We start from the raw sequence: 21,886 nt of genomic DNA, 5'->3' as shown, positions 1-21,886 counted from the left end.
GCCCCGGCTGGCGGGCCCCGGACGAAGTCGACCCCTCCCAACTGGAAGCCCTGTATTGGGACCACCACCCAAGGGGGGAGGAATTTCTCCCCTGGACAGCCTCATCTCCCGAAGGAATTCTCCTCTTATGGGAAGCGGGATTAACTGCAAAGTTCATTCCTGTGAGCATTCCGGCCAGGTACGTCGGATATCCCTCCCGAAATCAAGCTCGCCAGGCCTGGATCGTGCGGGTCCGTACCTTCCATCCGTCGCGCGGGCCGACTGGTCGACGTGAGGCAGCTGTGATGAATCGACAGGAGGAAGTTCGCTCCTTCCTCACCACGCGCCGTGCCCGTGTGCGGCCCGAGCAGGTCGGGTTGGAGGACCTGGGCGGAGAACGCCGCGTTCCGGGCCTGCGGCGCGCGGAGGTCGCCCGCCTGGCCGGCGTGAGCGTCGACTACTACACCCGCCTCGAACGCGGTCGAATCGAAGGAGCGTCGGACAGCGTGCTCCAGTCCGTCGCGCGGGCGCTCCGGCTCGACGACACCGAGCGGGCCCATCTGTTCGATCTGGCCCGCGGTCGGGGCTGGACGACCGTACCGGGCGGCCGTTCCGCGTCCGTGCATGTCCGGGCGCCCGTACGGCGCTTACTCGACGCCCTGCAGGCGCCCGCTGTCGTACGCAACTCCCAGCAGGACGTCATCGCCGCGAACAGTCTCGGGCGAGCCCTGTACTCCACTCTGCTCACTGGCTCGGGGCAGCCTCCGAACCTCGCGCGTTTCGTCTTCCTCGACCCTCGCGCCCGGGAGTTCTATCCCGATTGGCGGCGTGCCTGCCACGCCATCGCCGCGGCGCTCCGCTCGGAGACCGTGCGCAGCCCCGCGGACCGGGATCTCAGAGCCCTGATCGACGAACTCCAGGCGGCGAGCCCGACTTTCACCGAGGTGTGGGCCCACTACGACGTGCACCTTCAGCACACCGGCGAAGAGCGTCTTCGCCACCCGGCGGTCGGAGAGATGACCCTGTCGTTCGAGGTTCTCGCCGTGCCCGCCGACTTGAGGTTGTCGATCGTCGCGTACAGCGCGGAGCCTGGGACACCCGCCGGCGACGCGCTCGCCCTGCTGGCGGCGTGGGCTCAGCGAGCCAGCTCGACTCGCGCCCTGAAGCCGTCGGGCTGGTCCGCGATCGCGTCCACGTCCCCGTCGAACTGACCGATCCTCACGATGCCGTCCCAGTAGTCGACATCACCGTAGTAGAAGACGAGGTTTCCCCATGGCGCGTAGTAGCCGATGTCCCGGGACTGTGGGTCGTCCCCTTCGGGCATGCCGTCCGTCGAGAGGTCCCGGGGCAGGTGCCCGGCCTTCTCCGCGTTCATGAGATCGCTGAACTCCACGGTGACCGGAAGCTGCCTCACCAGGTCACGGGCGGTGGCGTTGTCCCACAGGCGAGCGGAGAGCACGGTGTCGCCGATCGTAATCCTGATCGGGGTCGAGTTCGCGGTCCGCTCGCTCGGCGAGGACGGGTTCTCGGAGGCCGGGGCGCGGGAGGCCGCCGATGACGACGGCGTGGGCGAAGTGCTCGGGGAAGCCGTGTCGTCCGATTCGCTGGTGCACGCTGCCGTGACGAAGGTGAAGGCGAGGACGAGCGGAAGGGCCCACCTCAGACCCGCTCGCCGAGACCGCCTCGGGTCGAGAGAACTCACTGTGCTCATGCCTTCGAGGCTAAAAGCGCAACAACCCCAGGTGGGAAGCCCTGTCAGTACCTCCCAGGCCGAAACCCCGACGAGTGAGAACCGACATGCCACATCCGGCGCGCCTTACCGAGGAGACACATGGCACACGCTCGACTGACCCGGGCCTTCGCGACGACCCTCGCGATCGGTATCGGCCTCACTGCCTGCACCACCGCGGACGCCCCGGCACCTCGACCGGCCACCGGTTCCGTGCCGTCCTTCTCCGGCAGCCCCGGTGTCGCGATGGCACCGACAGGCACACCACGCGAAGTGGCTACCGGTCTGGGCGCACCTTGGTCCGTGGTGTTCATCGAGGGAACGCCACTGGTCAGTGAACGGGACACGGGACGCATCCTCGAACTCGACGGTTCTGGACGCTCCCGGGTCGTCGGCACGATCGACGGCGTCGCTCACGGCGGTGAAGGCGGTGTGCTCGGACTCGCCGTCGACGGACGGAGCCGTCTGTACGTGTACTCGACGGGGCAGGACGGCAATCGCATCGAGCGGTACGCGCTGTCCGGTTCTCCGGGGTTCTTCACGCTGGGCTCCGGCAAGACCATCCTTGATGGACTGCCGTCCGCGAGCTACCACAACGGCGGGCGCATCGCCTTCGGTCCGGACGGGATGCTGTATGCCGGTGTCGGTGACGCCGGCAACTCAAGCAGTGCGCAGGACCTCGACGCGCTCTCGGGCAAGATCCTTCGGATGACTCCGGACGGCGGCGTCCCGGACGACAACCCGTTCCCCGACTCACTCGTCTACAGCTATGGGCACCGCAACGTCCAAGGCCTGGCGTGGACTACCGACGGCACCATGTTCGCGACCGAGTTCGGCCAGGGCACCTGGGACGAACTGAACATCATCCGCCCTGGAGGCAACTACGGCTGGCCCACGGCGGAGGGCCGAGGCGGCGACGAGGACTTCATCGACCCCGTCCAGCAGTGGAGCCCAGCCGACGCCAGCCCGAGCGGTCTTCTCGCCGTCGAGGGCACCCTGTTCATCGCCAACCTCCGCGGCCAGGTCCTGCGCGCCGTGCCGCTCTCGGACCTGTCGACCTCGACCGAGTACTACAAGGGTGAGTACGGACGTATCCGCGCCGTCGCTCTCGCCCCGGACGGAGCCCTCTGGTTCCTCACCAACAACACCGACGGACACGCCGAGCCGCGCTCGGGGGACGATCGCATCGTCCGTGTCGAACTGGGAGCCGGCCGCCTGAGCGGCAGCTGACTTGAGCCCGGCGCGACCCGACTGCTCACACCAGCACGCGCAGCACTTCGGTCGCGTCGTTCAGCGACTCGAGCTCCCGGGTCATCCGCTGCACCGTCCTGACCTGGTCCATCGATGGGGGCGCCGTGGCGGCAGACGCACAGGTGGCGAATTTTCGGGCGATGTCGTCCCACGTCATGGGTGCCTCCGGGCCGCCCGGTACGTCGACTCCCACCCTTTCGAACCTGCGACCGTCGCGCAGGACGATCTCGACCCGTCCTGGCGGAAGTTCCAACTTCCAGTCCAGGGAGCCGTCTTGTACCGGCACCACTTTCCGCGCGACGGCCAGTACCCTAGGGTCGTTCAGTGCCTGGGCGGTGAAGTCCGAGACACCCATCCCCCGGCGTACGGCCGCGACGGCCACCAGGAAGGGGAGGCTGAACTTCGCGTCGACGAGCGTCGTGGGCGCGCGTCGGGCCGCCAAGGGCCTGCACATCACGTCGTGGTAGTCGCCGACGTAGACCCTGATCTCGTCGATGTCGTCCACGCTCAGGTCATGACGCGTCATCAGATCGACGGTCGCGTGAATGTGGCTGTGCGCGGTACCGACCGCCGGCCAGAGCTTGTAGAGGGTCCCGCCACCCTTGTAGTCGACGCCCAGGTCTTCCAGAATCCTGTCCCGGTCGTACTCGCCGTCGAAGTACGTGGCGAAGAACCCGTACTCGCCTTCGAAGAGGGACTCGACTCCCGTTGTTCCCTTTTCGGCCAGCAGAGCCGCCATGACCGCACCCTTCGCGGGAAATCCCGCGTACATTCCGCGCAGGTCGCTGCCGGTCCCGCACACCATTTCCATGACCCCGCACGACTGCATACTGGCAATGCCGAACGCGTTGGTCAGCTGCTCGCGAGAAAGGCCGAGCACCCGGCCCGCCGCCGCGGTGGCGGCGAACACGCCCATCACGGACGACAGGTTCCAGTCCTTGCGCCAGCCGACGTTGCACCGCAGGCGAGCGAAGATGTCCTGTCCCACGGCGACCGCCACGATCAATTCCCTGCCAGAGACGCCACCTTTCCGCTCCGCGACGGCGAGCGCCGCCGGGATGACGGAACTGGACGCGTGTTGTCCCCACGGCGTTTGGTCGTCGTAGTCCAGACAGTGCGCCATGGCCCCGTTCGCGAAGGCCGCCATGATCGCCGGGGCCTTGCCGCCGAAGGCGAGTACGGAAGCCTCGGGCCGCCCCCCGCTCTCCCGCACCAGGTCGACGACCCCTTGCACGGCGGGCTCTGTGCCGCCGGCCGCCAGAATCACTCCCAGCGTGTCCAGGATGCTCTTCTTCGCCGCTTCCACGGCGTCGGCCGGGAGTTGTGCGTACCTCGCGCCGACGACGGCATCGGCGAGGTGGTGGACCAGGTCGGCGGTAGGAAGGGGCATATGACGCCTCGGTGTCGGAACGATCATGACAGGGCTGGTGCGCGGCCGCCTGAAGGCATCAGACCTCAGAGCTCGATGTAAACGCTCTTGGTGTACAGGTAGTTGTCCATGTGGGCGGCGCTTCCCTTGGAGCCGTAGCCGCTCATCTTCGTTCCGCCGAACCCGACCAGCGGATCGATGTAGCCATAGCAGTTCACCCACATCGTGCCGGTGTGGACGCCGTGGACCACGCGGAGGGCGGTGGACAGGCTCTGCGACCAGACGGCTCCCCCGAGGCCGAACTCGCTGTCGTTGGCGATGGCGACGGCTTCGTCCACGTCGTCAAATGGCAGGATCGACAGGACCGGGCCGAAGATCTCCTCGCGGGCGATGCGCATCTTGTTGGTCACGCCGGCGAAGACGCTCGGCTGCATGAAGTACCCGTTCTCGAACTCGCCCCCGAGCCGCCGACCCCCGCGGAGCAGTTCGGCGCCTTCGCCCTGTCCGACATCGATGTAGGACAGCACCTTGTCCAGCTGGGGCTGGGAGATGACCGGGCCCAACGTGGCAGCGGCATCCAGGCTGTGCCCGACCCGCAGGGTGTCCATGAACGCGAGGAGCCGCTCGGTGAACTCGTCGACGACGGCCCGCTGGACCAGGACCCGGGTGCCGGCGAAACAGATCTGCCCCGAGTTGGCGAAGACCCCCATCGCGGCACCCGGCACCGCCTTGTCCAGGTCCGCGTCCGCGCACACGATGTCCGCCGACTTGCCGCCCAGCTCCAGCTGGAGCTTCTTGATGTTCACGGTGGACGCCTCGATGATGCTGCGTCCGGTCTGCGTCGATCCGGTGAAGGCGATGCGGTCGACGTCGGGGTGGGCCGACAGCGCGTGGCCGGCTTCCTTGCCCAGGCCGGTGACGACGTTCACCACACCCGCCGGCACCCCGGCCTCGTAGAGGAGCTCGGCCACCCTCAGCACCGACAGAGAGGCGTCCTCGGACGGCTTCAGTACGGCGGTGCACCCGCTGGCCAGAACGGCGCCGATGATCCAGAACTGGCCGTTGAGCGGACCGTTCCAGGGAATGATGCCGCCGACGACGCCGACCGGGGCCTTCAACGTCATCGTGGTGACGTTGCCGGGGATGCCGTTCATCAGCGTCTCGCCCGAGATGTTCGCCGCCTGCGAGGCGAAGAACGACAGCATCTTCATCAAGGCGGGCTTGCTGTTGCGCAGCCTCGAGACCGGGGCGCCCATGTCCATGGCCTCGATCTGGATCAGTTCCTCGAACCTCTCGTCGAGGATCTGGGCGACGCGCGTCAGGAGCGCCTGGCGCCCGTACGGGGTCCAGGCGCTCCACTGACCCTGGAACGCCTTGCGCGCGGAGACGACCGCGCGATCGACGTCGGCCTCATCACCGGAGGCGATCCGCGCCAGGACCGCTCCGGTCGACGGGTTCACCGTGGTCAGGGTCTGCCCGGACACGGCCGGGACGCTCTCGCCATCGACGAAGTGATGGTGCACCTCGCGGGACAAGAAGGCCTGGGCCTGCTCGCCCGGAGCGAGGTTCTGCTGGGATGTGGTCACTTTCCTTACCTCTCACCTGAGCCGCGACACCGCGTCAGTCGAAGATGAAGACGCCCTTGCCGATCTGGCGTCGGTCGAACAGCTCGTAGGCCTTTTCCGCCTCGTTCAGCCGGAACTCGTGGGTGAACAGCGACTCCACGTCCAGGCCGCGCTCGGCGACGAACAGGGCACACTCCTCTTGGAGGTTCTTGCTGAAGGTGAGCGAGCCCACGACGGTCTTCTGCAGCTGGATGAGTTCCTCGCTGTCCAGTTCGACGGTGCCGAAGACCCCGACCATGCAGGCGGTTCCCCAACGCCGGAGTGCCTGGACCGCTTGACGGCGCACGGTGGCGTTGGCGCTGCATTCGAGGGCCTTGTCCGCGCCTTCGCCGCCTCGGGTCAGTCCCCGGACAGCGGCCACGGGGTCCTTCTCCCGTGCGTCGACGACGTGGTCGGCGCCGAACTGTTCGGCCATCGCCAGCCGGGAGGGCTCGACGTCGACGGCGATGACCCGCGCCCCGAATGCCTTGGCCAGCATGGTGCAGCTCAGCCCCACAGGTCCTTGGCCGAAGACCGCGACGGTCTCGTCGGCGGACAGGCCGACCCTCTTGATCGCCGCGAAGGCCGTGCCGGTGCCGCACGAGATGGCCGCGCCGGTCTTGAACGACAGGGAGTCGGGCAGGGCGATGAGCGTGTGCGCGGGAACCTTCATGAAGTCCGCGTGTCCGCCGTCGCCGTCCAGCCCGCCGTACACCGTGCGCGCGTTCGGGCAGTACTGCGTCCAGCCGGAACGGCAGTATCGACAGGTGCGGCAGCCGTCGTAGTGGTGGACCATGACCCGGTCTCCGACCTTGGCCTCGCTGGGCCGCACGGCGTCACCGACGAGCTCGACGACTCCGCACGGCTCATGCCCTTCGATGACCAGCTCGGATCCGGTGCGCAGCGGGCCGTGGAGGTGATGCAGGTCGCTCCCGCACATGCCGGAGGCCTTCATGCGGATGACGACTTCGTCCGGCCCGGGCGTCGGGTCGGGAAGTTCGCGGAGATCGATCTTTCCTTCGCCCAGGAAGAGAACAGCCTTCATGTCTACCATCCTCGATGGTCAGGAGGCGGATGGCGTCGATGACGCCGCTCGTGTGAGGGCCGGCAGCAGGCCGCGGCCTGCTGCCGGCGAAGGGTTCAGCCGTTCGAGCCGGGCGACCGGGCCGCGCCGGACGGTTCCGAGAGCGAGGAGCCGGCAGACGCCTCCGGCTCCGGCTGTCGGGCAGGCGCGCTGCCGGATTCCTCCGGCACGTCGTCGAGGTGGCTCTCCGGGGCGATCTGCTCCAGGGCCTCGCGGGAGGTGTCGACGCCGGCGACGGCGTTGAGCAGGGTCACGACGACGTACATGCCCGAGACGGCCAGGATGACCCCGAGGACGCCGAAGCGGTTGAACAGCCACAGGACGACGAAGGGGGAGGCGATCAGGCCGACGCGACCGACGGTCTGGGAGAAGCCGCCGCCGCGGAAGCGGAAGGCCGTGGGGAAGAACTCCGGGGTCGTGCCCAGGCCCAGGGTCAGGAACGACGCGACCGTGGCGACCAGGATGAATCCGATGGCGATGACCGCCGCGGACTGTGTCATGAACGGATAGATGCCGGCGAAGACCGCGGCGAGGGTCCCGAACATCATGATGCTGCGACGCCGTCCGAGGCGGTCGACGATGAACAGGCACAGCAGCGGGCCCGCGACATAGCCGGACATGATGGCCGCGTTGAACCCGAGCGACTTCGACACCGTCATCCCCTGCTCCACGAAGAACGTGGGGATCCAGCCGGTCACGACGTACGAACCGAACAGGCAGGTGACGGTCAGGATCAGGGCCATCAGCGTCCGCCGGATGACAGGCCGCGAGAACAGCACCGTGATCGGCACCCACTCGGCCTTCTCGTCCTTCTCGTGCGCGACCGGCGTCGAGCTGGTCGCCCCGCTCGGCGCGCCGGACTCCCGCTCGATCCTGCGGATGACGGCCTCGGCCTCCTCGTACCGGCCGCGCGCCTCCAGCCACTGCGGGGACTCCGGCATACCCCTGCGCAGCCACCAGGCGATCAGCGCGGCCACGCCGCCGATGACGAACATCCCACGCCAGGACCAGACGGGTATGACGACCCAGCCGAGGACCGAGGACAGCGAGACACCGATCCCGCCGAAGATACCGAGGAGACCCAGGTATCGGCCCCGGCGGCCGGGCGGAATGAACTCGGTGATCATGCCGTAACAGATGACGTATTCGGCACCCATGCCGATGCTCATCACGCCTCGCAGGGCGATGAGCACCTCCATGGACGGCGCCATCGCCGCGCACAGAGCGAGGATCCCGAACAGCGCCAGGCTGAACTGGAAGGCGAAGGCGCGTCCGAACCGGTCGCTGAGCCAGCCCGCGAAGGACGCCCCGATCGCGAGGCCTGCGAAGGTGACCGACAGGAAGAGCGAGTTCAGCTTCAGCGTCGAGAAGCCGGTGTCCAGGACCGACGCCAGCACCCCGGCCGACAGCGTGTTGTCGAACGAGTCGCAGAACATGCCGACGCCGACGAGCAGCGCCAGGCGTCGGTGGAACTTGCCGACGGACAGGTTGTCGAGCCGTCGGCCCGCGTTGACGTGAGTGTTCATCGGCCGAGGCCTCCCTGCCGTGCCGAGCCCGGGACGAGGCAGGAGCTGGCGGGGGCCAGGCCGGGGTGACGAGTTCCGCATGGGTTCGATCGACGTTGTCCGATCATGCGTCTTACAACCTTTGGCTCGGTGCTCGGCGCTCAACGACGCGAACACGACGGCGTGTTGGTGAACCGCTCTTACTTGTGAAGGAGGGGGACCGTCTCGATCAAGCTGAACTGGCGGCTCCGCCGTCACACGCTGTTGCAACGTGGAGGCGGTTCAGTAGCGACAGTGCACGGCTCTCGTAGTGATTCTTGAAGCTATCCTGCATTGTGAGATTAAGTCAATGGCTGGAGTGCCCGTCTCTGCCACCGCTCCGGAACGCCGTGCGAAGCTGCCTGCCCTCACTCCCGCAGTCGCGACCGGAAGACGAAGAAGCCCGCTGTCGCCAGGAGCACGGCAGGTGAGAGGAAGGCCGCTGCGAGGCCGGTCGCCCCCGCCACCGCACCGACCGTCACCGGCACGAGGGTCTGACCCAGCAGATTGCCGCCCAGCCGCATGCTCATCGAGGTGCCCTGGAGTCCGTCCGGCGCGTGTTCGGCCACCCAGGCGAGGGTGATCGGCTGGCCGAGGCCCAGGCCGAAGCCGATGACGACCATCAGCAGACAGAGCCCCGGCAGCTGGTCGACCAACGGCAGAGCAGCGAGGCCGCCCGCGGCGACCAGCATGCTGAGGGAGAGCAGACGGCGCCGGGTCAGCAGACGGATCAGCCGGAGCATCCCGACGCGCGCCGTCAGGGATGCGGCTCCCTGCGCGGCCAGGAGCAGGCCTACGGTTCGCACCGACAGCCCACGTTGCGCACCGTAGGCAGGGAGGTAGGCGCCGAGCAGGTCGATGGAGGAAAGTACGGTGAAGCTGGCCAGCAGCGCGTTGGGCATGCTGGGCACCTTCAGCACCGTACGAAAGCCGCCTCGTGGGAGTCGTACTGCTCGACTCGCTCTGCCGCCCCGGCTCCGGGGGGACCGGCCGAGGCCGACAGAGGCCGCCAGACCCAAGGCGGCGGCGATGGCGGCCGCGGCGAACGCCCGGCTCCCGGAGAACGAGCTCGTGGCGGCGTCCGTGGACCCGACGTGGCCGGCCAGCAGACCGGCCGCGGCCGGCGCGAACATCTGACCGGTCGAGTTGACGATCGTGAAGACCGAGAACCGGCGATCGCGTTGTGCGCCGTCCTCGGTACGCGCGATGAGCGTCTGGATGCCGAGCATCGTGCCCAGGTGGCCGAGGCCGAGCAGGGCGCTGCCCGCCACCAGGCTCGTGAGGCGCTGAGGTGCGAGCAGGCTCAGAGATACCACCGCCATGACGAACAGGCCCACGGTCAGGAAGGGTCGCTCTCCCCAACGATCGACCGCGCGGCCCAGGGGCACCGCGACAACGAGGGACACCACCGAGAACGACGCGGTGAGCACGCCGAGCTCGGTCGCGCTCGCATCGAGCGCCAGGGCCTCGTAGGACAACAGCGGCCGTAGCCCGGAGACGACGGTCTGCGCCACGATGGTGACGATCATCAATCGTGGAAACGGTCGCAGCACGAGACATGCTCCTTCGAGCGGGGAGCGATGTCATCGACTGGTGTCGTGGTAGAGGCCCGCCACACGGGCCCGCTGGGTGGCCAGTTCGATCACCAGCTCGAGGTTGGGGGTCGGGACCTGCACCATGTCGGCCAGATCGAGGGGGACGCGGAACATGGCGTCGATCTCCATGGGCCGACCGGCCCGCAGGTCCTGCGCGATGCTCTGGAGATGACCGGAGGTCGCCAGCTTGCTCAGGCCCTCCTCGGGATCGCCCGGATCACAGCCCAGGGCACGGGCGATGGCGGCGCCTTCGGACGCCATCGCCTTGGCGGTGCCGGCAACGGCGGGCTTGTCGAGGACGTCCTTCATGGCCGAGTCGGCGAGGACGGCCAGTGAGCCTCCGATGAGGTTCATCAGCAGCTTGGCCCAGACGGCGTCGCGGATCCCCGGTGTGACGGTGACTTCCAGGCCGGTGGGGTTCAGGAGGGACGCCAGCGCGTCGAGCCTCGTGTCGGGCCGACCGTCGGGGCGTCCGACGATGAGGCGGTTGCGCGGGTTCGCGGCGCGGATGACTCCGGGCTCGACCACGGTGCAGGCGGTGTAGGCGACGGCGCCCACGGCGCGTTCGGGCCCGATGCCGTCCCACAGCGCCCGCTCGGGATCGAGCCGTCGAAGGTGCGTTCCGTCCAGGGGGCCACCGTGCGCGTGGAAGTACCACCAGGGAATGCCGTTGTTGACGAAGAGCACCAGGCTGTCCCGATGGAGCAGAGACCCGAGGTGCTCGGCGATGGCCGGCAGAGCCGGGGCCTTGACCGCGACGATGACGATGTCCTGCGGCCCCAGATCGCCGGGCCGATCGGTGGCCATCGGGCGGGACATCATCAACTCGCTGTCACGGACCTCTACCCGCAGCCCGTGCTGCTGGATCGCGGCCAGCTGCTCACCGCGGGCGATCAGTGAGACCTGGGCCCGGCCCGCGGCAAGGCGTCCGGCTATGTGGCCGCCGACGGCCCCCGCACCGTATACGCAGATTTTCATGTGTGCTCCCTGTTCCGCGATCAGTCGAACTGCTGGCGCTTCTGGGCTGCGGCGGCGCTCAGGAAGGAGATGTCGTTACCGGTGGAGACGTAGCCGGCGCCGAGGTCGAGGTACTGGCGGATCAGGTCCGGGCGCCCTCCCAGTCCGCCGACGCCCGCGGTCTTTCCGTTCACGCGGCAGGCTTCGATGACGCGCAGGTATGCCTTGTGCAGCTCGGGGTGGTCCATCTGCCCCGCGATACCCAGCTCGAGGGTGAGGTCGTTGGCGCCCACGAGGAGCACGTCGATTCCGTCCACCGCGGCGATCTCCTCCACCGCGTCCAGACCGGGCCGGTTCTCGATCTGCGCCACCACCATGGAGGCCTCATCGAGCGCGCGGATGGTCTGGTCTGCGGGGAAGGACCGGAAGTGCAGCTGAGGCGGGGAACCCGCCAGGGAACGCTCCCCCAGCGGCGCGTGCTTCACGGCACGGACGGCGGTGCGCGCCTCGTCGGCGGACTGTACGCCGGGCACGATGATCCCCATGGCGCCGGAGTCCATGACCCTTGCGATGTAGTGCGGGTCCAGACCGGGGACCCGCACTAGGGGGGTGACGCCGAGGTGATTGCAGGCCATGCAGATCTGGGCCGCGGCGTCCAAGGGAAACGGGCTGTGCTCCATGTCGATGTAGACGGAGTCGAAGCCGGCCGTGTGGGCGATGGCGGCGATGTCGACGGTCCGCACCAGCCGGACGGTCATCGAGTACACCGTCTCGCCTCTGGACAGCTTCTCCTTGGCGGGATTGCGCAGCAGAGGGGTGGATTCGCTGGTCATGTTCGGAAGGCTCCTGCCTGGTTCGGGGTGTCTCAGCCGAAGAGAGGCGGCAGGGCCTGCGCCTCGTCCTCGAACCCGTAAACGGACTTGACTTCGAGGTACTCCTCGAACCCGAACCTGCCCATCGAGCGGCCGATGCCGGACTGCTTGTAGCCGCCCATGGGGGTGTACGAGTCCGTGGCGGCGCCGTTGTAGCTGATCCGTCCGGCCCGTAGACCGTTCACCACGCGGCGGGCGTTCGTCCGGTCGCCACCGAAGACGAAGCCGCCGAGCCCGTAGACCGAGTCGTTGGCGATGCGCAGGGCCTCGTCCTCGTCCCGGTAGGACAGGACGGCGAGGACAGGTCCGAAGACCTCCTCCCGGGCGATCGTCATGTCGGGCGTGACCCCGGTGAACACCGTGGGCTGCACGAAATAGCCGTGGTCGAGGCCGTCGGGGCGATCGAGGCCACCGGTGACGAGACGGGCACCCTCGTCGACGGCGCCCTGGATGTGGTCCCTGATCGACTTGAACTGGGCGGCGCTGACGACCGGGCCCATGGTGGTCGAACTCTCCAGCGGGTCGCCGAGGCGGAAGCCGCGTGCCTCATCGACCAGGAAGGGCACCACCTGTTCGATCTGGCTCTCGTGCACCAGCATGCGGCTGGGGGCGTGGCAGGACTGACCGGCGTTGAAGAAGCAGCGTTGGATGTTCCAGCGCGCGGCCTTCTCGAGGTCGGCGTCGGGCAGCACGATGTTCGCCGACTTGCCGCCCAGTTCGAGGCAGACCCGCTTCACGGTCTCCGCGGCGGCGGCTCCGACCTGACGGCCGGCGCCGGTGGAGCCGGTGAAGGAGATCATGTCCACGTCCGGATGGCGGGAGAGCCTGTCGCCCACGTCCCGGCCTGCGCCGTTGACCAGATTGAACACGCCTGGCGGCACCTCGGCCTCGTGCAGCACCTGGGCCAGGAGAACGCCGCTCGCGGCGGAGTTGACGCTGGGCTTGACGACCGCTGTGCAGCCGGCGGCCAGCGCGTAGATGAGCTTGATCACGCCGGTCTGGATCGGCCAGTTCCACGGTGACACCAGCGCGCAGACGCCGATCGGCTCGCGGCGGACGATGGCGCCGCCCATCCTCGACTCGAAGGGGTACTCGCGCAGCAGGTCGCGGGCCACCCTCATGTGCTGGGCCGGGCCCGTGACCTGCGCGCGGTTGGCGACGGGGATGCCGACTTCCCGCGCGATCAGCTCGGAGAAGTCGTCGATGCGTGCCTCGTACGCGTCGATGATGCGGTCGATCAACGCGATCCGCTCCTCCACCGAGGTGGTGGAGAAGCTTTCGAACGCCCGCCGGGCCGCGGCGACCGCGCGGTCCGCGTCGGCCGCGCTCCCCAGAGCCACGCGGGCGAACGCCTCCTCGCGGGTGGGGTCGACGAGTTCCAGTTCGCGGGCATCGGTCGGTTCGGTCCACTGACCGTCTATATAGAGGTGCGGGTACTGCCTCATGAGTGAGTCCTCCTCGGACCGCGTGTGGTGTGGCCGACCGGTCAACTGCTGTGGGTGTAGCCGCCGTCACAGGCGATCGTCTGGCCGGTGACGAACGCGGACGCAGGTGTGGCCAGGAAGAACATGATTCCGACCAGGTCGGTCGGGACCATTCCGCGCGGTATGCACTGCAGTGAGGCCGCGCGCTCGCGGACCTCGACGGTGGGATTGACGGCGCGGTCGACCTCCGTGGCGACGCTGCCCGGTCGTACGCAGTTGACGGTGATCCCGTGGCCGCCCAGCTCGCGCGCCAACGAGTTCGTCATGCCGATCAGTGCCGACTTCGAGGTGACGTAATGGAGGTAGTTGACGGTGCCTCGGGTCACGGCGTCGGAAGAGATGTTGATGACGCGGCCGAAGCCGGCCGCGCGCATATGAGAGGCCACCGCCCGAACGCACAGGTAGCTCCCGGTGACGTTGACCCTCAGCACCTGTTCCCACTGGTCCAGGGGGATCTGGTCGAACGGCCCCTTCTCGATGGTGGCGAAGATCGAGGCGTTGTTGATCAGCACGTCGACGCGGCCCCACCGTTCGATGACGGTGTCGACCATCGCCGTGACGGACGGCTCGTCGGCCACGTCCACCCTGACGGCCAGGCCGACACCGCCGTCGTCGTGAATCTCCTTGACGACGGTCTCCGCCTTGTCGATGTCGAGGTCGGCCACCACGGCAAGGGCTCCGGCCGCCGCGAACTGGCGTGCCAGCTCGCGGCCGATGCCCTGGGCGGCGCCGGTGACGATGACCACCCGCCCATCCACGCTGAAGTCCCGCGCGGACGCCGGCACTCCGGAGTCGTATGGAGCGTGGGTCAGGGGTGTCGTCGTCATGGTCGGCCCTCCCGGCGTCGCGTTTCGTGGTGGGCGTGCAGCGCCGATACCGCCTCGGCCGCATGCACTCGCGCCTCGCCTGGTCCACCCCGCCAGACGAGCGTCATCCGTGGGGCGCCAGGAGGCACCCCCTACTGACTGTTGGACAGTATCCCGCAATGTGGGATATCGTCAATCGCAGCCCATCGGTTTGTGCCATGGGGTGACAGCGATTCCGTGAGGGAGCAGCGATGCGTGTAGGCAAGGCATCCGACACCGACGTCGAGCAGGTCGGAAGCATGCGTGAGGGAAAGCTGGACCAGAAGCACCTGCTGTTCGGCGAGGACGGCACGCCCAACAACTACGACCTGAACATGGGCCTCACGGGTGGTGGCGGCTGGCGGACGCCTCGCCACCGGCACAACTTCGACCAGATCCGCTACGTCATACAGGGCGAGCTGCCCTACACCGAGACCGACGTGCTCAAGCAGGGATGGGTCGGGTACTTCCCCGAGAGCGTCCACTACGGCCCCCAGGAGCGGGCCGAGGGCCTGCGGACCATGGTGCTGCAGTGCGGCGGCGCGAGCGGTCAGGGCTACCTGAGCGTCGCCCAGCGTGAGGCGACCAACGCCGAGCTGGCCAAGACAGGCGAGTTCAAGAAGGGCATGTACCACTACACGGACGCCGACGGCGCGCCCCAGGTCGTGGACGGTTCGCTGGCGATCTTCGAGCACGCCATGGGAGGCAAGCTCGAGTTCGCGCCCCCGCGGTACACCGATGTCATCGCCATGGACCCGGAGGCCTACGACTGGCTGAAGGGTGACGCGGGTGTCTGGGAGAAGTGGCTGGGCCGCTTCACCGAGCGCGATCTGCGCATCGGGTTCGTGCGCCTGGAGCCCGGCGCCGTGTACCAGGCGGGCCAGTTCCCGTCCATCGAGATCCTGTTCCAGATCGACGGCAAGGTGTCGGCCGGCGGCGCCGAGTACGGCCCGGAGACCGGGTACGAATTCCTCGCCAACGAGGGTCCGGTTCCTGTCGAGGCCGTCGAGCCGACCGAGTTCCTGCGGATGGTCCTGCACACCTTCTGACTCTTCACGGGGCAACACGCAGCCACGACGGCCGCGCGGTGCCCCGTGGCCGTGCCCCAACTACTCGGAACAGGCCAGGAATTCGCCATGTCTCTACCCCTGCATGCCCAGTCGCGGCCCGTCCCCGAGGACGCGGTGCTCGGTGGGCTGCCTCCGGTGCACGAGGTGAGCGCCGCGGTAGTGGCCGCCCGTATATCCGGCGGCCCCCGTCTCGTCGTCCTCGACGACGATCCGACCGGCACCCAGACGGTCGCCGACGTCCCGGTCCTGACGTCCTGGTCGGTGGAGGACCTGCGCTGGGCGCTGCGCCAGGACAGCTCGGCCTTCTTCGTCCTCACCAACACGCGCAGCCTGTCCCCCGTGGACGCCGCCAGCCGCAACCGTGAGGTCGTCCGCGCCCTCCGCGAGGCGTCGGCGGCCGAGGGCATCGGGTACGTCCTGGCGAGCCGCGGCGACTCCACCCTGCGCGGCCACTTCCCGCTGGAGACCGACGTGTTGGCGGAGGAACTCAGCGGGGTGGACGGGGTCGTGCTGGTTCCCGCCTACATCGAGGCGGGCCGCCTGACCGTGAACTCCCACCACTGGATGCAGACCGCCGAAGGTCTGCTGCCGGTCGGCGAGAGCGAGTTCGCCCGCGACGCCACCTTCGGCTACCGGCGTTCGTCGCTGCCGGAGTGGGTGGAGGAGAAGACCGGCGGACGGGTGGCCGCCGACGAGGTGCTGCGCATCACCCTCGACGACCTGCGCGGCGGCGGCCCGACCCATACCGCGCGGCTGCTGTCCTCGCTGAGCGGCGGGCGTACGGCGGTGATCGACGCGGTGTGCGACGACGATCTGCGGGTTCTCGCCCTGGCCCTCGCCGAGGCGGAGGAGAACGGCACGCGGCTGCTGTACCGGGTCGGACCGTCCTTCGTCAGGGCCCGCGCCGGACAGGCGGCGCGGACACCGCTCACCCCCGCCGAACTGCGCCCGCTGCGCGGGGACGCGCCGCACGGCCTCATCGTCGTAGGCTCTCATGTCGCCCTGACGACACGGCAGTTGGACCGGCTGCGGGAGCGGGGCGGGATCGCCGAGTACGAGCTGGACGTCGCCCTCCTGCTCGACGAGGAGCGGCGTGACGCCCACATAACCGAGATCGCGGTCGCGGCGGCCGGCGCGCTGGACTCGACCGACGCCGTGATCAGCACCTCCCGCACCCTGGTGACGGGTGCCGACGCGGACGACAGTCTCGCGATCTCCCGCCGGGTCTCCGCCTCGCTCGTCGAGGCCGTACGCCAGGTCAACGCGGCACGGCGGCCCGCCTTCGTCGTCGCCAAGGGCGGGATCACCTCCAGCGACACCGCCACGCACGGCCTGGAGATCCGCCGCGCCTGGGCCCGGGGCACCCTCCTTCCCGGCATCGTCTCGCTCTGGGAGCCGGTGGAAGGCCCCGCCGCCGGCATCCCCTACATCGTCTTCGCCGGGAACGTCGGCGGCGATGACGCCCTCGCCGATGCCCTCGACCTGCTCAGGAGCGCCTGATGCTGCTGCACGGAACCGACGCTCTCAAGGAGGCCGCGGCCACCGGCCGGGCCCTGCCCGGGTTCGTCGCCTACAACCTGGAGACGGTCCAGGGCATCACGGCCGCCGCCGAGGCCGCCGGGCGGCCCGTACTGATCCAGGCGGGCTCCAGCCCCTTCAAGCACGCCGGACGCGAGGCCCTGATGCGGCTGGCGCTGGACGCCGCCGCGCACTCCGGCGCCCGCCTCGGAGTGCACCTCGACCACAGCCGGGACCTGGACGAGATCACCGCCTGCCTGGCGGCCGGCTACACCTCCGTCATGGTCGACGGCTCCCATCTGCCGTTCGCCGAGAACATCGCGTTGACGAAGGAGGCGGTGCGGCGGGCTCGTGACCACGGTGCCTGGGTGGAGGCCGAACTCGGTGCCCTGGCCGGCGACGAGGACGTCTCCACCGACGCCGTCGCACAGACCGCGGCGATGACCGACCCGCGGCAGGCGGCAGAATTCGTGGCCGCGACGGGAGTGGACGCACTCGCCGTCGCCGTCGGCAACGTCCACGGCTTCACCAAGAACCCGGTCCACCTGGACTTGCAGCGGCTGGCCACGATCCACCAGGCGGTACCGGTCCCGCTCGTCCTGCACGGCGCCAGCGGCCTGCCCGCCGAGGAGCTCCAGGGTGCCCTCGCCCGGGGCGTCGCCAAGGTCAACGTCAACGCCGAACTGCGCCGCGCCTACCTCGAAGCCGTCCGCGGTGTCCTCCCGTCCACGCTGCCCGGCTCCGACGTCGTCTCCCTGTGGGCGGCGGGCCGCGACGCGGTCCGGGACGCCGCCCTGGAGGTCATCGGCCGCCTGAGCCCCCACGCCGAGGGGGCAACGCGCGACCTCGACTCAGTCCGCTGACCGTGAGCCGCACCGCAGGTCACCGACGACACAAGACCGTCGTACGTCCCCAAGCCGTTTAGGAGCCACCATGTCCACCACTCCCAAGATCGCCGTGCTGCACACCAGCCTCGTCTTCGTGACCGTCGAGCCGGCCATCAACGACTACCTCGCGGAGTTCGCGCCGGACGCCAAGGTCCTGCACTTCGTCGACAGCGACGTGCTCGCGACCGTGATGCGCGAGAGCGAGATCTCGCCCGCCAGCACCCAGCGCATGGTGCACCTCGCCCAGGCCGCGGAGTCCGCGGGGGCCGACGTCATCTTCTCCGCCTGCTCCTCGCTCGGACCCGCCATTGATGTGGCCCGACGCCTGGTCTCCGTCCCGATCGTCAAGATCGACGACGCGATGACCGCGTCGGCGGTCGAGACCGCGAACAACATCGGCGTCCTGGCGACGGTCCCCACGACGCTGCCGCCGACCTGTGCCCTCGTCGAGGAGAAGGCACGGGCGGCCGGCCGCGACATCACTGTCCAGCAGCGGCTCTGTGAAGGCGCCTTCTCTGTGCTCATGTCCGGGGACCGCGACGGCCACGACGCGATGGTGCTGGATGGAGCGAAGGCGCTGGCCTCGGAGGTCGACGCGATCGTCCTGGCCCAGGCGTCCATGGCCAGGCTGGCGCCCGCGATCGCGGAAGCCGTCGGCAAGCCCGTGCTGTCCAGCCCGCGCAGCGGAGCGGAGGACGCGGCGAGGGTGCTGCGCGAGCGGACGGCCTGAACCCCGGGCGCACTATGATGGCCGCCATGAGCGCCGTCACCAAGCCGTCTTCCTGAACGGTGTGGAATCGATCATCGCGTTGACATTATCCCACTATGTGGGATAATGTTTAAAGATGACTGTGACAGCGACTCAAGGTAGCGCGAGCCTGGCCAAGATGCTCTCCATCCTGGAGCTGTTCACCGAAGCGCAGCCCGTGTGGTCGACGGCCGACATCCTTGAGGCTCTGGAAACCTCCAGGTCCACGGGATACCGCTACATCAAGACCCTGCACGAGGCGGGACTGCTCGACGCCATGTACAGCGGCCAGTACACCCTCGGTCCGCGGATCATCGAGATGGACCTCCAGATGCGTCTGACGGACCCGCTGCTCCTGGCGAGCCATGGCGTGCTGGAGGATCTCGTGGACAAGATCGGCCACTCGGCTCTTCTGTGCACCGCGTTCCGCGATTCGGTCCTGTGCGTCGGCGAATGCCGTGCCCCGCAGGGCCCCGCCAACCGGTTCAGCCGCGGGCAGCGGCGCCCGTTGTTCCAGGGCGCGATCTCGAAGGTGATCCTGGCTCATCTTCCCCATCACCGTCTCAAGGCCATCTACCCTCGCCAGCGCACCGAGATCGAGAACGCCGGGCTCGGCGACAGCTGGAGCACGTTCCGCGCGAACCTCGGAAAGATCAAGAAGGACGGCTACGCCTTGACCGTGGGGGAATTCAACCCCGGCGTCATCGGCGTCGCGGCGCCCATTCTCACCGATCAGAAGACAGCACTGGGCAGCGTCGGTGTCGCCTGGGAGGAGAAGGTGCGGCGCGACGTCGATGTCGAGCATGCCGTCCTGGCCATCAAGCAGGCCGCGGCGACCATCTCGGAACGCCTGCTGGAGAAGCAAGGATCCTGACGACCGGCGGCACGTGCCCGGCTGCGTCAATCGGGTCGGCCGCCTGCGGCTTCCGCGCCAGGCAGGGCCTGTTCCACCCAGACGGTCTTGCCCATTCGGCCGTAGCGAGTGCCCCAGCGGGACCCGAGTTGGGCCACCAGGAACAGCCCTCGGCCACCCTCCTCGTTGGTGCGCGCGCGGCGCAGATGGGGAGCGCTCAGGCTGCCGTCGGACACTTCGCACACGAGCGTTTCCGCGTAGACGAGACGCAGGGCGATGGGTCCGCAGGCGTGCCGGATGGCGTTGGTGACCAGTTCGCTGACGATGAGCTCAGTGGTGAAGGAGAGCGGCTCCAGGCCCCATGCGAGGAGCCGGCGATCGGCGAGGGCGCGAGCATCGGCGACGAGCGCCGGATCGGAGGGCAGCTCCCAGGAGACGACCCGTTCGGCTTCCAACGCCCGGGTCCGGGCCAGGAGCAGGGCGACGTCGTCCGCGCGGGGCTCCGCCGTCACGGCCACCATGTCCTGGCACAGCTGCTCCAGAGATCCGTCGGAGCCGGCCAGGACATGGGCCAGCCGGTCCAGTCCCTTGTCGATGTCCTGTCCCAGATCCTCCACGAGGCCGTCCGTGTAGAGCGCGAGCACGGTGCCTTCAGGGAGCTGCCGCTCGATCGTCTCGAAGGGGAGGCCTCCCACACCCAGCGGAAGGTTTGACGGGATGTCGTGCAGGAACTCCACCGTGCCGTCGGGCTGAACCAACGCCGGTGGCGGGTGGCCGGCACGGGCGAAGACGCATACGCGGGAGACGGGGTCGTAGACGGCGTAGAGGCACGTGGCGCCCAGGCAGTCGGGGTCCTCCTGGATGAGGCGCAGCACGAGGTCGTCGAGTTGGGTCAGCACTTCGTCCGGGTCCAGGTCGAGCGCTGCCAGGGTGTGCACGGCCGTCCGGAGCCGTCCCATGATGGCCGCCGCGTGCAGGTCGTGGCCGATGACGTCGCCCACGACCAGGCCGACGCGTGCGCCTGACAGCGGCAGGATGTCGTACCAGTCCCCGCCCGCGCCTGCGTGGGCGGCGGCCGGCAGGTAGCGGTGAGCCGTCTCGACCGCGAGGTAGCCGGGCAGATCGTGCGGCAGCAGACTGCGCTGCAGGGCGAGGGCGGTGTTGTGTTCGCGGGTGTAGCGCCGGGCGTTGTCGACGCAGAGGGCCGCGCGTGAACAGACCTCCTCGGCCAGCGCCAGATCCCCGTCGTCGTACCGCTGAGACGTCGGTGCACGCCCGAAGGAGGCCACTCCCAGCGTGATGCCGCGAGCCTGGAGCGGCACCACCATCAGCGAGTGGACACCGAGCTCGGTCATCTTCGACGCGACGCGTGCGTCCAGGTCCGGCCAGCCGTCGGTACCCGCCCCACAGGCCAGGACGGAACGCCCCTCCACCAGGCACCGGGCCTGCACCATGTCCGGGTGGAGGACCATGGTGTCGCCCACGGGGTACGCAGCGTCCGCGGAGCCCTGCCCGCCCGAACGGAATCCGGCTCGACGGAGCAGTACACGTCCTTTCACGGCGTCGGGGTTCAATTCCTCGCCCCGCACCGCTGCCTCCAACAGGTCGACGGAGACGAAGTCCGCGAGCTCGGGCATAGAAGTGTCAGCCAGTTCCTGCGCGGTGCGCATCACGTCCAGGGTGCTGCCGACGCGCTCGCTCGCCTCGGCCAGCAGGGCCAGCCGCTGCTGGGCGCGGTGCCCCTCGGTGACGTCGACGAAGGTCTGGCACATACCGAGGAGCCCGCCGGCCGGGTCGGTCAGCCGAAAGGACGACAGGGACCACACGTGCTCCCGGTCCGGGTCGGAGGGAACGTAGCCGGCGAACTTGAAGTCGAGCACCGGCTCGCCGGTGTCCCGCACTCGCCGGAGCACCCCCTCGATCTCCTCGACACCGCCTCTCGGGGTGAGTTCACCGATGTGCCGACCGATGAGCTGCTCCGCGGCGAAGCCGGTGATGCTCTCCGCTGCCGCGTTCACCCTGCGGTGCCGCAGCTCGGCGTCCATCACCGTGACGGAGATCGGGGACTGGTTGAACAGGGCCTCCAGGATCGCCCGGTCCACGTAGTCCCGCTCCGCCTCCCGGGCATCGGCGACGCTGACCGACCATCCGGCCCGGCCTTCGGCTCGTTCCACGGGACGTACGCTCAGCGCGGTCTCCACGGACTGCCCGTCGCGATGTCTGAGGCCCACGACGCCGTCCCAGACCCGACCCGTCAGCCCACGCTCGTGAGCAGCACGTACCGCGTCCCGATCCTCCTGGACCGTCAGCAGTTCGACGGCTTGCGTTCCGCAGATCTCGTCAGCCCGGTATCCCAGCAGCGACTGCGCCTCCGGGCCCCACAGGAAGATCATGCCGTCGGCATCCACGCACACTACGGCGGTGCTCGGCCCTCGTAGCAGATCTCGTGCTCCTGGGCCGAGGCCCCGGGAAGCGTTGGATGCGCTCATCGACACCA

18 protein-coding genes are annotated in these 21,886 nt (G+C 68.8%); 7 read left to right on the top strand and 11 right to left on the bottom strand.

What is annotated here, in order from left to right; all coding sequences use genetic code 11:
* The first annotated feature begins 284 nt into the window (after positions 1-284).
* Positions 285-1,190 carry a helix-turn-helix transcriptional regulator gene (locus ABZ896_RS36165; protein ID WP_360938639.1) on the top strand — a complete coding sequence of 302 codons (906 nt, stop codon included), beginning with the start codon at positions 285-287 and terminating at the stop codon, positions 1,188-1,190.
* Here the strand turns inward: ABZ896_RS36165 and ABZ896_RS36160 are convergent.
* The gene (locus tag ABZ896_RS36160; protein ID WP_360938636.1) at positions 1,115-1,690 is read right to left on the bottom strand and encodes a cyclophilin-like fold protein; all 576 of its coding nucleotides are present in this window, start codon (positions 1,688-1,690) and stop codon (positions 1,115-1,117) included. The two genes, ABZ896_RS36165 and ABZ896_RS36160, sit on opposite strands and share 76 nt — an antisense overlap.
* 120 nt (positions 1,691-1,810) lie before the next feature.
* On the opposite strand from ABZ896_RS36160, the gene ABZ896_RS36155 reads away from it, so the two are divergent.
* Positions 1,811-2,938, top strand: coding sequence for a PQQ-dependent sugar dehydrogenase (locus ABZ896_RS36155; RefSeq protein ID WP_360938633.1), 1,128 nt, complete (start codon positions 1,811-1,813; stop codon positions 2,936-2,938).
* Between the two features lie 25 nt (positions 2,939-2,963).
* Here the strand turns inward: ABZ896_RS36155 and ABZ896_RS36150 are convergent, their stop codons facing one another.
* The 9 genes from ABZ896_RS36150 to ABZ896_RS36110 all read right to left on the bottom strand — a co-directional run bounded on the left by ABZ896_RS36150 (position 2,964) and on the right by ABZ896_RS36110 (position 14,295).
* Positions 2,964-4,349 carry an MmgE/PrpD family protein gene (locus tag ABZ896_RS36150; RefSeq protein ID WP_360938630.1) on the bottom strand — a complete coding sequence of 462 codons (1,386 nt, stop codon included), beginning with the start codon at positions 4,347-4,349 and terminating at the stop codon, positions 2,964-2,966.
* Between the two features lie 65 nt (positions 4,350-4,414).
* Positions 4,415-5,914, bottom strand: coding sequence for an aldehyde dehydrogenase family protein (locus tag ABZ896_RS36145; protein WP_360938627.1), 1,500 nt, complete (start codon positions 5,912-5,914; stop codon positions 4,415-4,417).
* Positions 5,915-5,948: 34 nt separating this feature from the next.
* Positions 5,949-6,977 (bottom strand): zinc-binding dehydrogenase, encoded by a 1,029-nt coding sequence (locus tag ABZ896_RS36140; RefSeq protein ID WP_360938624.1) that lies wholly within the window; start codon positions 6,975-6,977, stop codon positions 5,949-5,951.
* Positions 6,978-7,072: 95 nt separating this feature from the next.
* A complete protein-coding gene (locus tag ABZ896_RS36135) occupies positions 7,073-8,542 on the bottom strand; it encodes an MFS transporter (protein WP_360938621.1) in 1,470 nt (489 codons plus the stop codon).
* Between the two features lie 386 nt (positions 8,543-8,928).
* Entirely contained in the window at positions 8,929-10,113 is a 1,185-nt protein-coding gene (locus tag ABZ896_RS36130; RefSeq protein ID WP_360938618.1) for an MFS transporter, read from the bottom strand.
* 30 nt (positions 10,114-10,143) lie between these two features.
* A complete protein-coding gene (locus tag ABZ896_RS36125) occupies positions 10,144-11,133 on the bottom strand; it encodes a 2-dehydropantoate 2-reductase (RefSeq protein WP_360938615.1) in 990 nt (329 codons plus the stop codon).
* A 20-nt stretch (positions 11,134-11,153) separates the two neighbouring features.
* Positions 11,154-11,945 carry an aldolase/citrate lyase family protein gene (locus ABZ896_RS36120; protein ID WP_360938612.1) on the bottom strand — a complete coding sequence of 264 codons (792 nt, stop codon included), beginning with the start codon at positions 11,943-11,945 and terminating at the stop codon, positions 11,154-11,156.
* Between the two features lie 32 nt (positions 11,946-11,977).
* Positions 11,978-13,429 (bottom strand): aldehyde dehydrogenase family protein, encoded by a 1,452-nt coding sequence (locus ABZ896_RS36115; protein ID WP_360938609.1) that lies wholly within the window; start codon positions 13,427-13,429, stop codon positions 11,978-11,980.
* A 41-nt stretch (positions 13,430-13,470) separates the two neighbouring features.
* A complete protein-coding gene (locus ABZ896_RS36110; RefSeq protein WP_360938606.1) occupies positions 13,471-14,295 on the bottom strand; it encodes an SDR family oxidoreductase in 825 nt (274 codons plus the stop codon).
* 230 nt (positions 14,296-14,525) lie between these two features.
* Here ABZ896_RS36110 and ABZ896_RS36105 point away from each other — a divergent pair, with 230 nt between their 5' ends.
* The 5 genes from ABZ896_RS36105 (at position 14,526) to ABZ896_RS36085 (ending at position 19,410) form a co-directional block, all read left to right on the top strand.
* The gene (locus tag ABZ896_RS36105; protein ID WP_360938604.1) at positions 14,526-15,362 is read left to right on the top strand and encodes a hypothetical protein; all 837 of its coding nucleotides are present in this window, start codon (positions 14,526-14,528) and stop codon (positions 15,360-15,362) included.
* 87 nt (positions 15,363-15,449) lie between these two features.
* On the top strand, positions 15,450-16,883 hold the full coding sequence (locus ABZ896_RS36100) for a four-carbon acid sugar kinase family protein (RefSeq protein ID WP_360938601.1): 1,434 nt from the start codon (positions 15,450-15,452) through the stop codon (positions 16,881-16,883).
* On the top strand, positions 16,883-17,764 hold the full coding sequence (locus ABZ896_RS36095) for a class II fructose-bisphosphate aldolase (RefSeq protein ID WP_360938598.1): 882 nt from the start codon (positions 16,883-16,885) through the stop codon (positions 17,762-17,764). The genes ABZ896_RS36100 and ABZ896_RS36095 overlap by 1 nt, the downstream gene beginning before the upstream one ends.
* A 70-nt stretch (positions 17,765-17,834) precedes the next feature.
* A complete protein-coding gene (locus tag ABZ896_RS36090) occupies positions 17,835-18,518 on the top strand; it encodes an aspartate/glutamate racemase family protein (RefSeq protein WP_360938595.1) in 684 nt (227 codons plus the stop codon).
* A 157-nt stretch (positions 18,519-18,675) separates the two neighbouring features.
* On the top strand, positions 18,676-19,410 hold the full coding sequence (locus tag ABZ896_RS36085) for an IclR family transcriptional regulator (RefSeq protein WP_360938592.1): 735 nt from the start codon (positions 18,676-18,678) through the stop codon (positions 19,408-19,410).
* 26 nt (positions 19,411-19,436) lie between these two features.
* On the opposite strand, the gene ABZ896_RS36080 is transcribed toward ABZ896_RS36085, so the two are convergent.
* Positions 19,437-21,878, bottom strand: a complete 2,442-nt coding sequence (locus ABZ896_RS36080; protein WP_360938589.1) for a SpoIIE family protein phosphatase — start codon at positions 21,876-21,878, stop codon at positions 19,437-19,439.
* Positions 21,879-21,886 lie beyond the last annotated feature (8 nt).

This window comes from Streptomyces sp. NPDC047072 (assembly GCF_040643855.1).
GTDB lineage: Bacteria > Actinomycetota > Actinomycetes > Streptomycetales > Streptomycetaceae > Streptomyces.
This window is presented reverse-complemented; position numbering and strand designations above follow the sequence as displayed.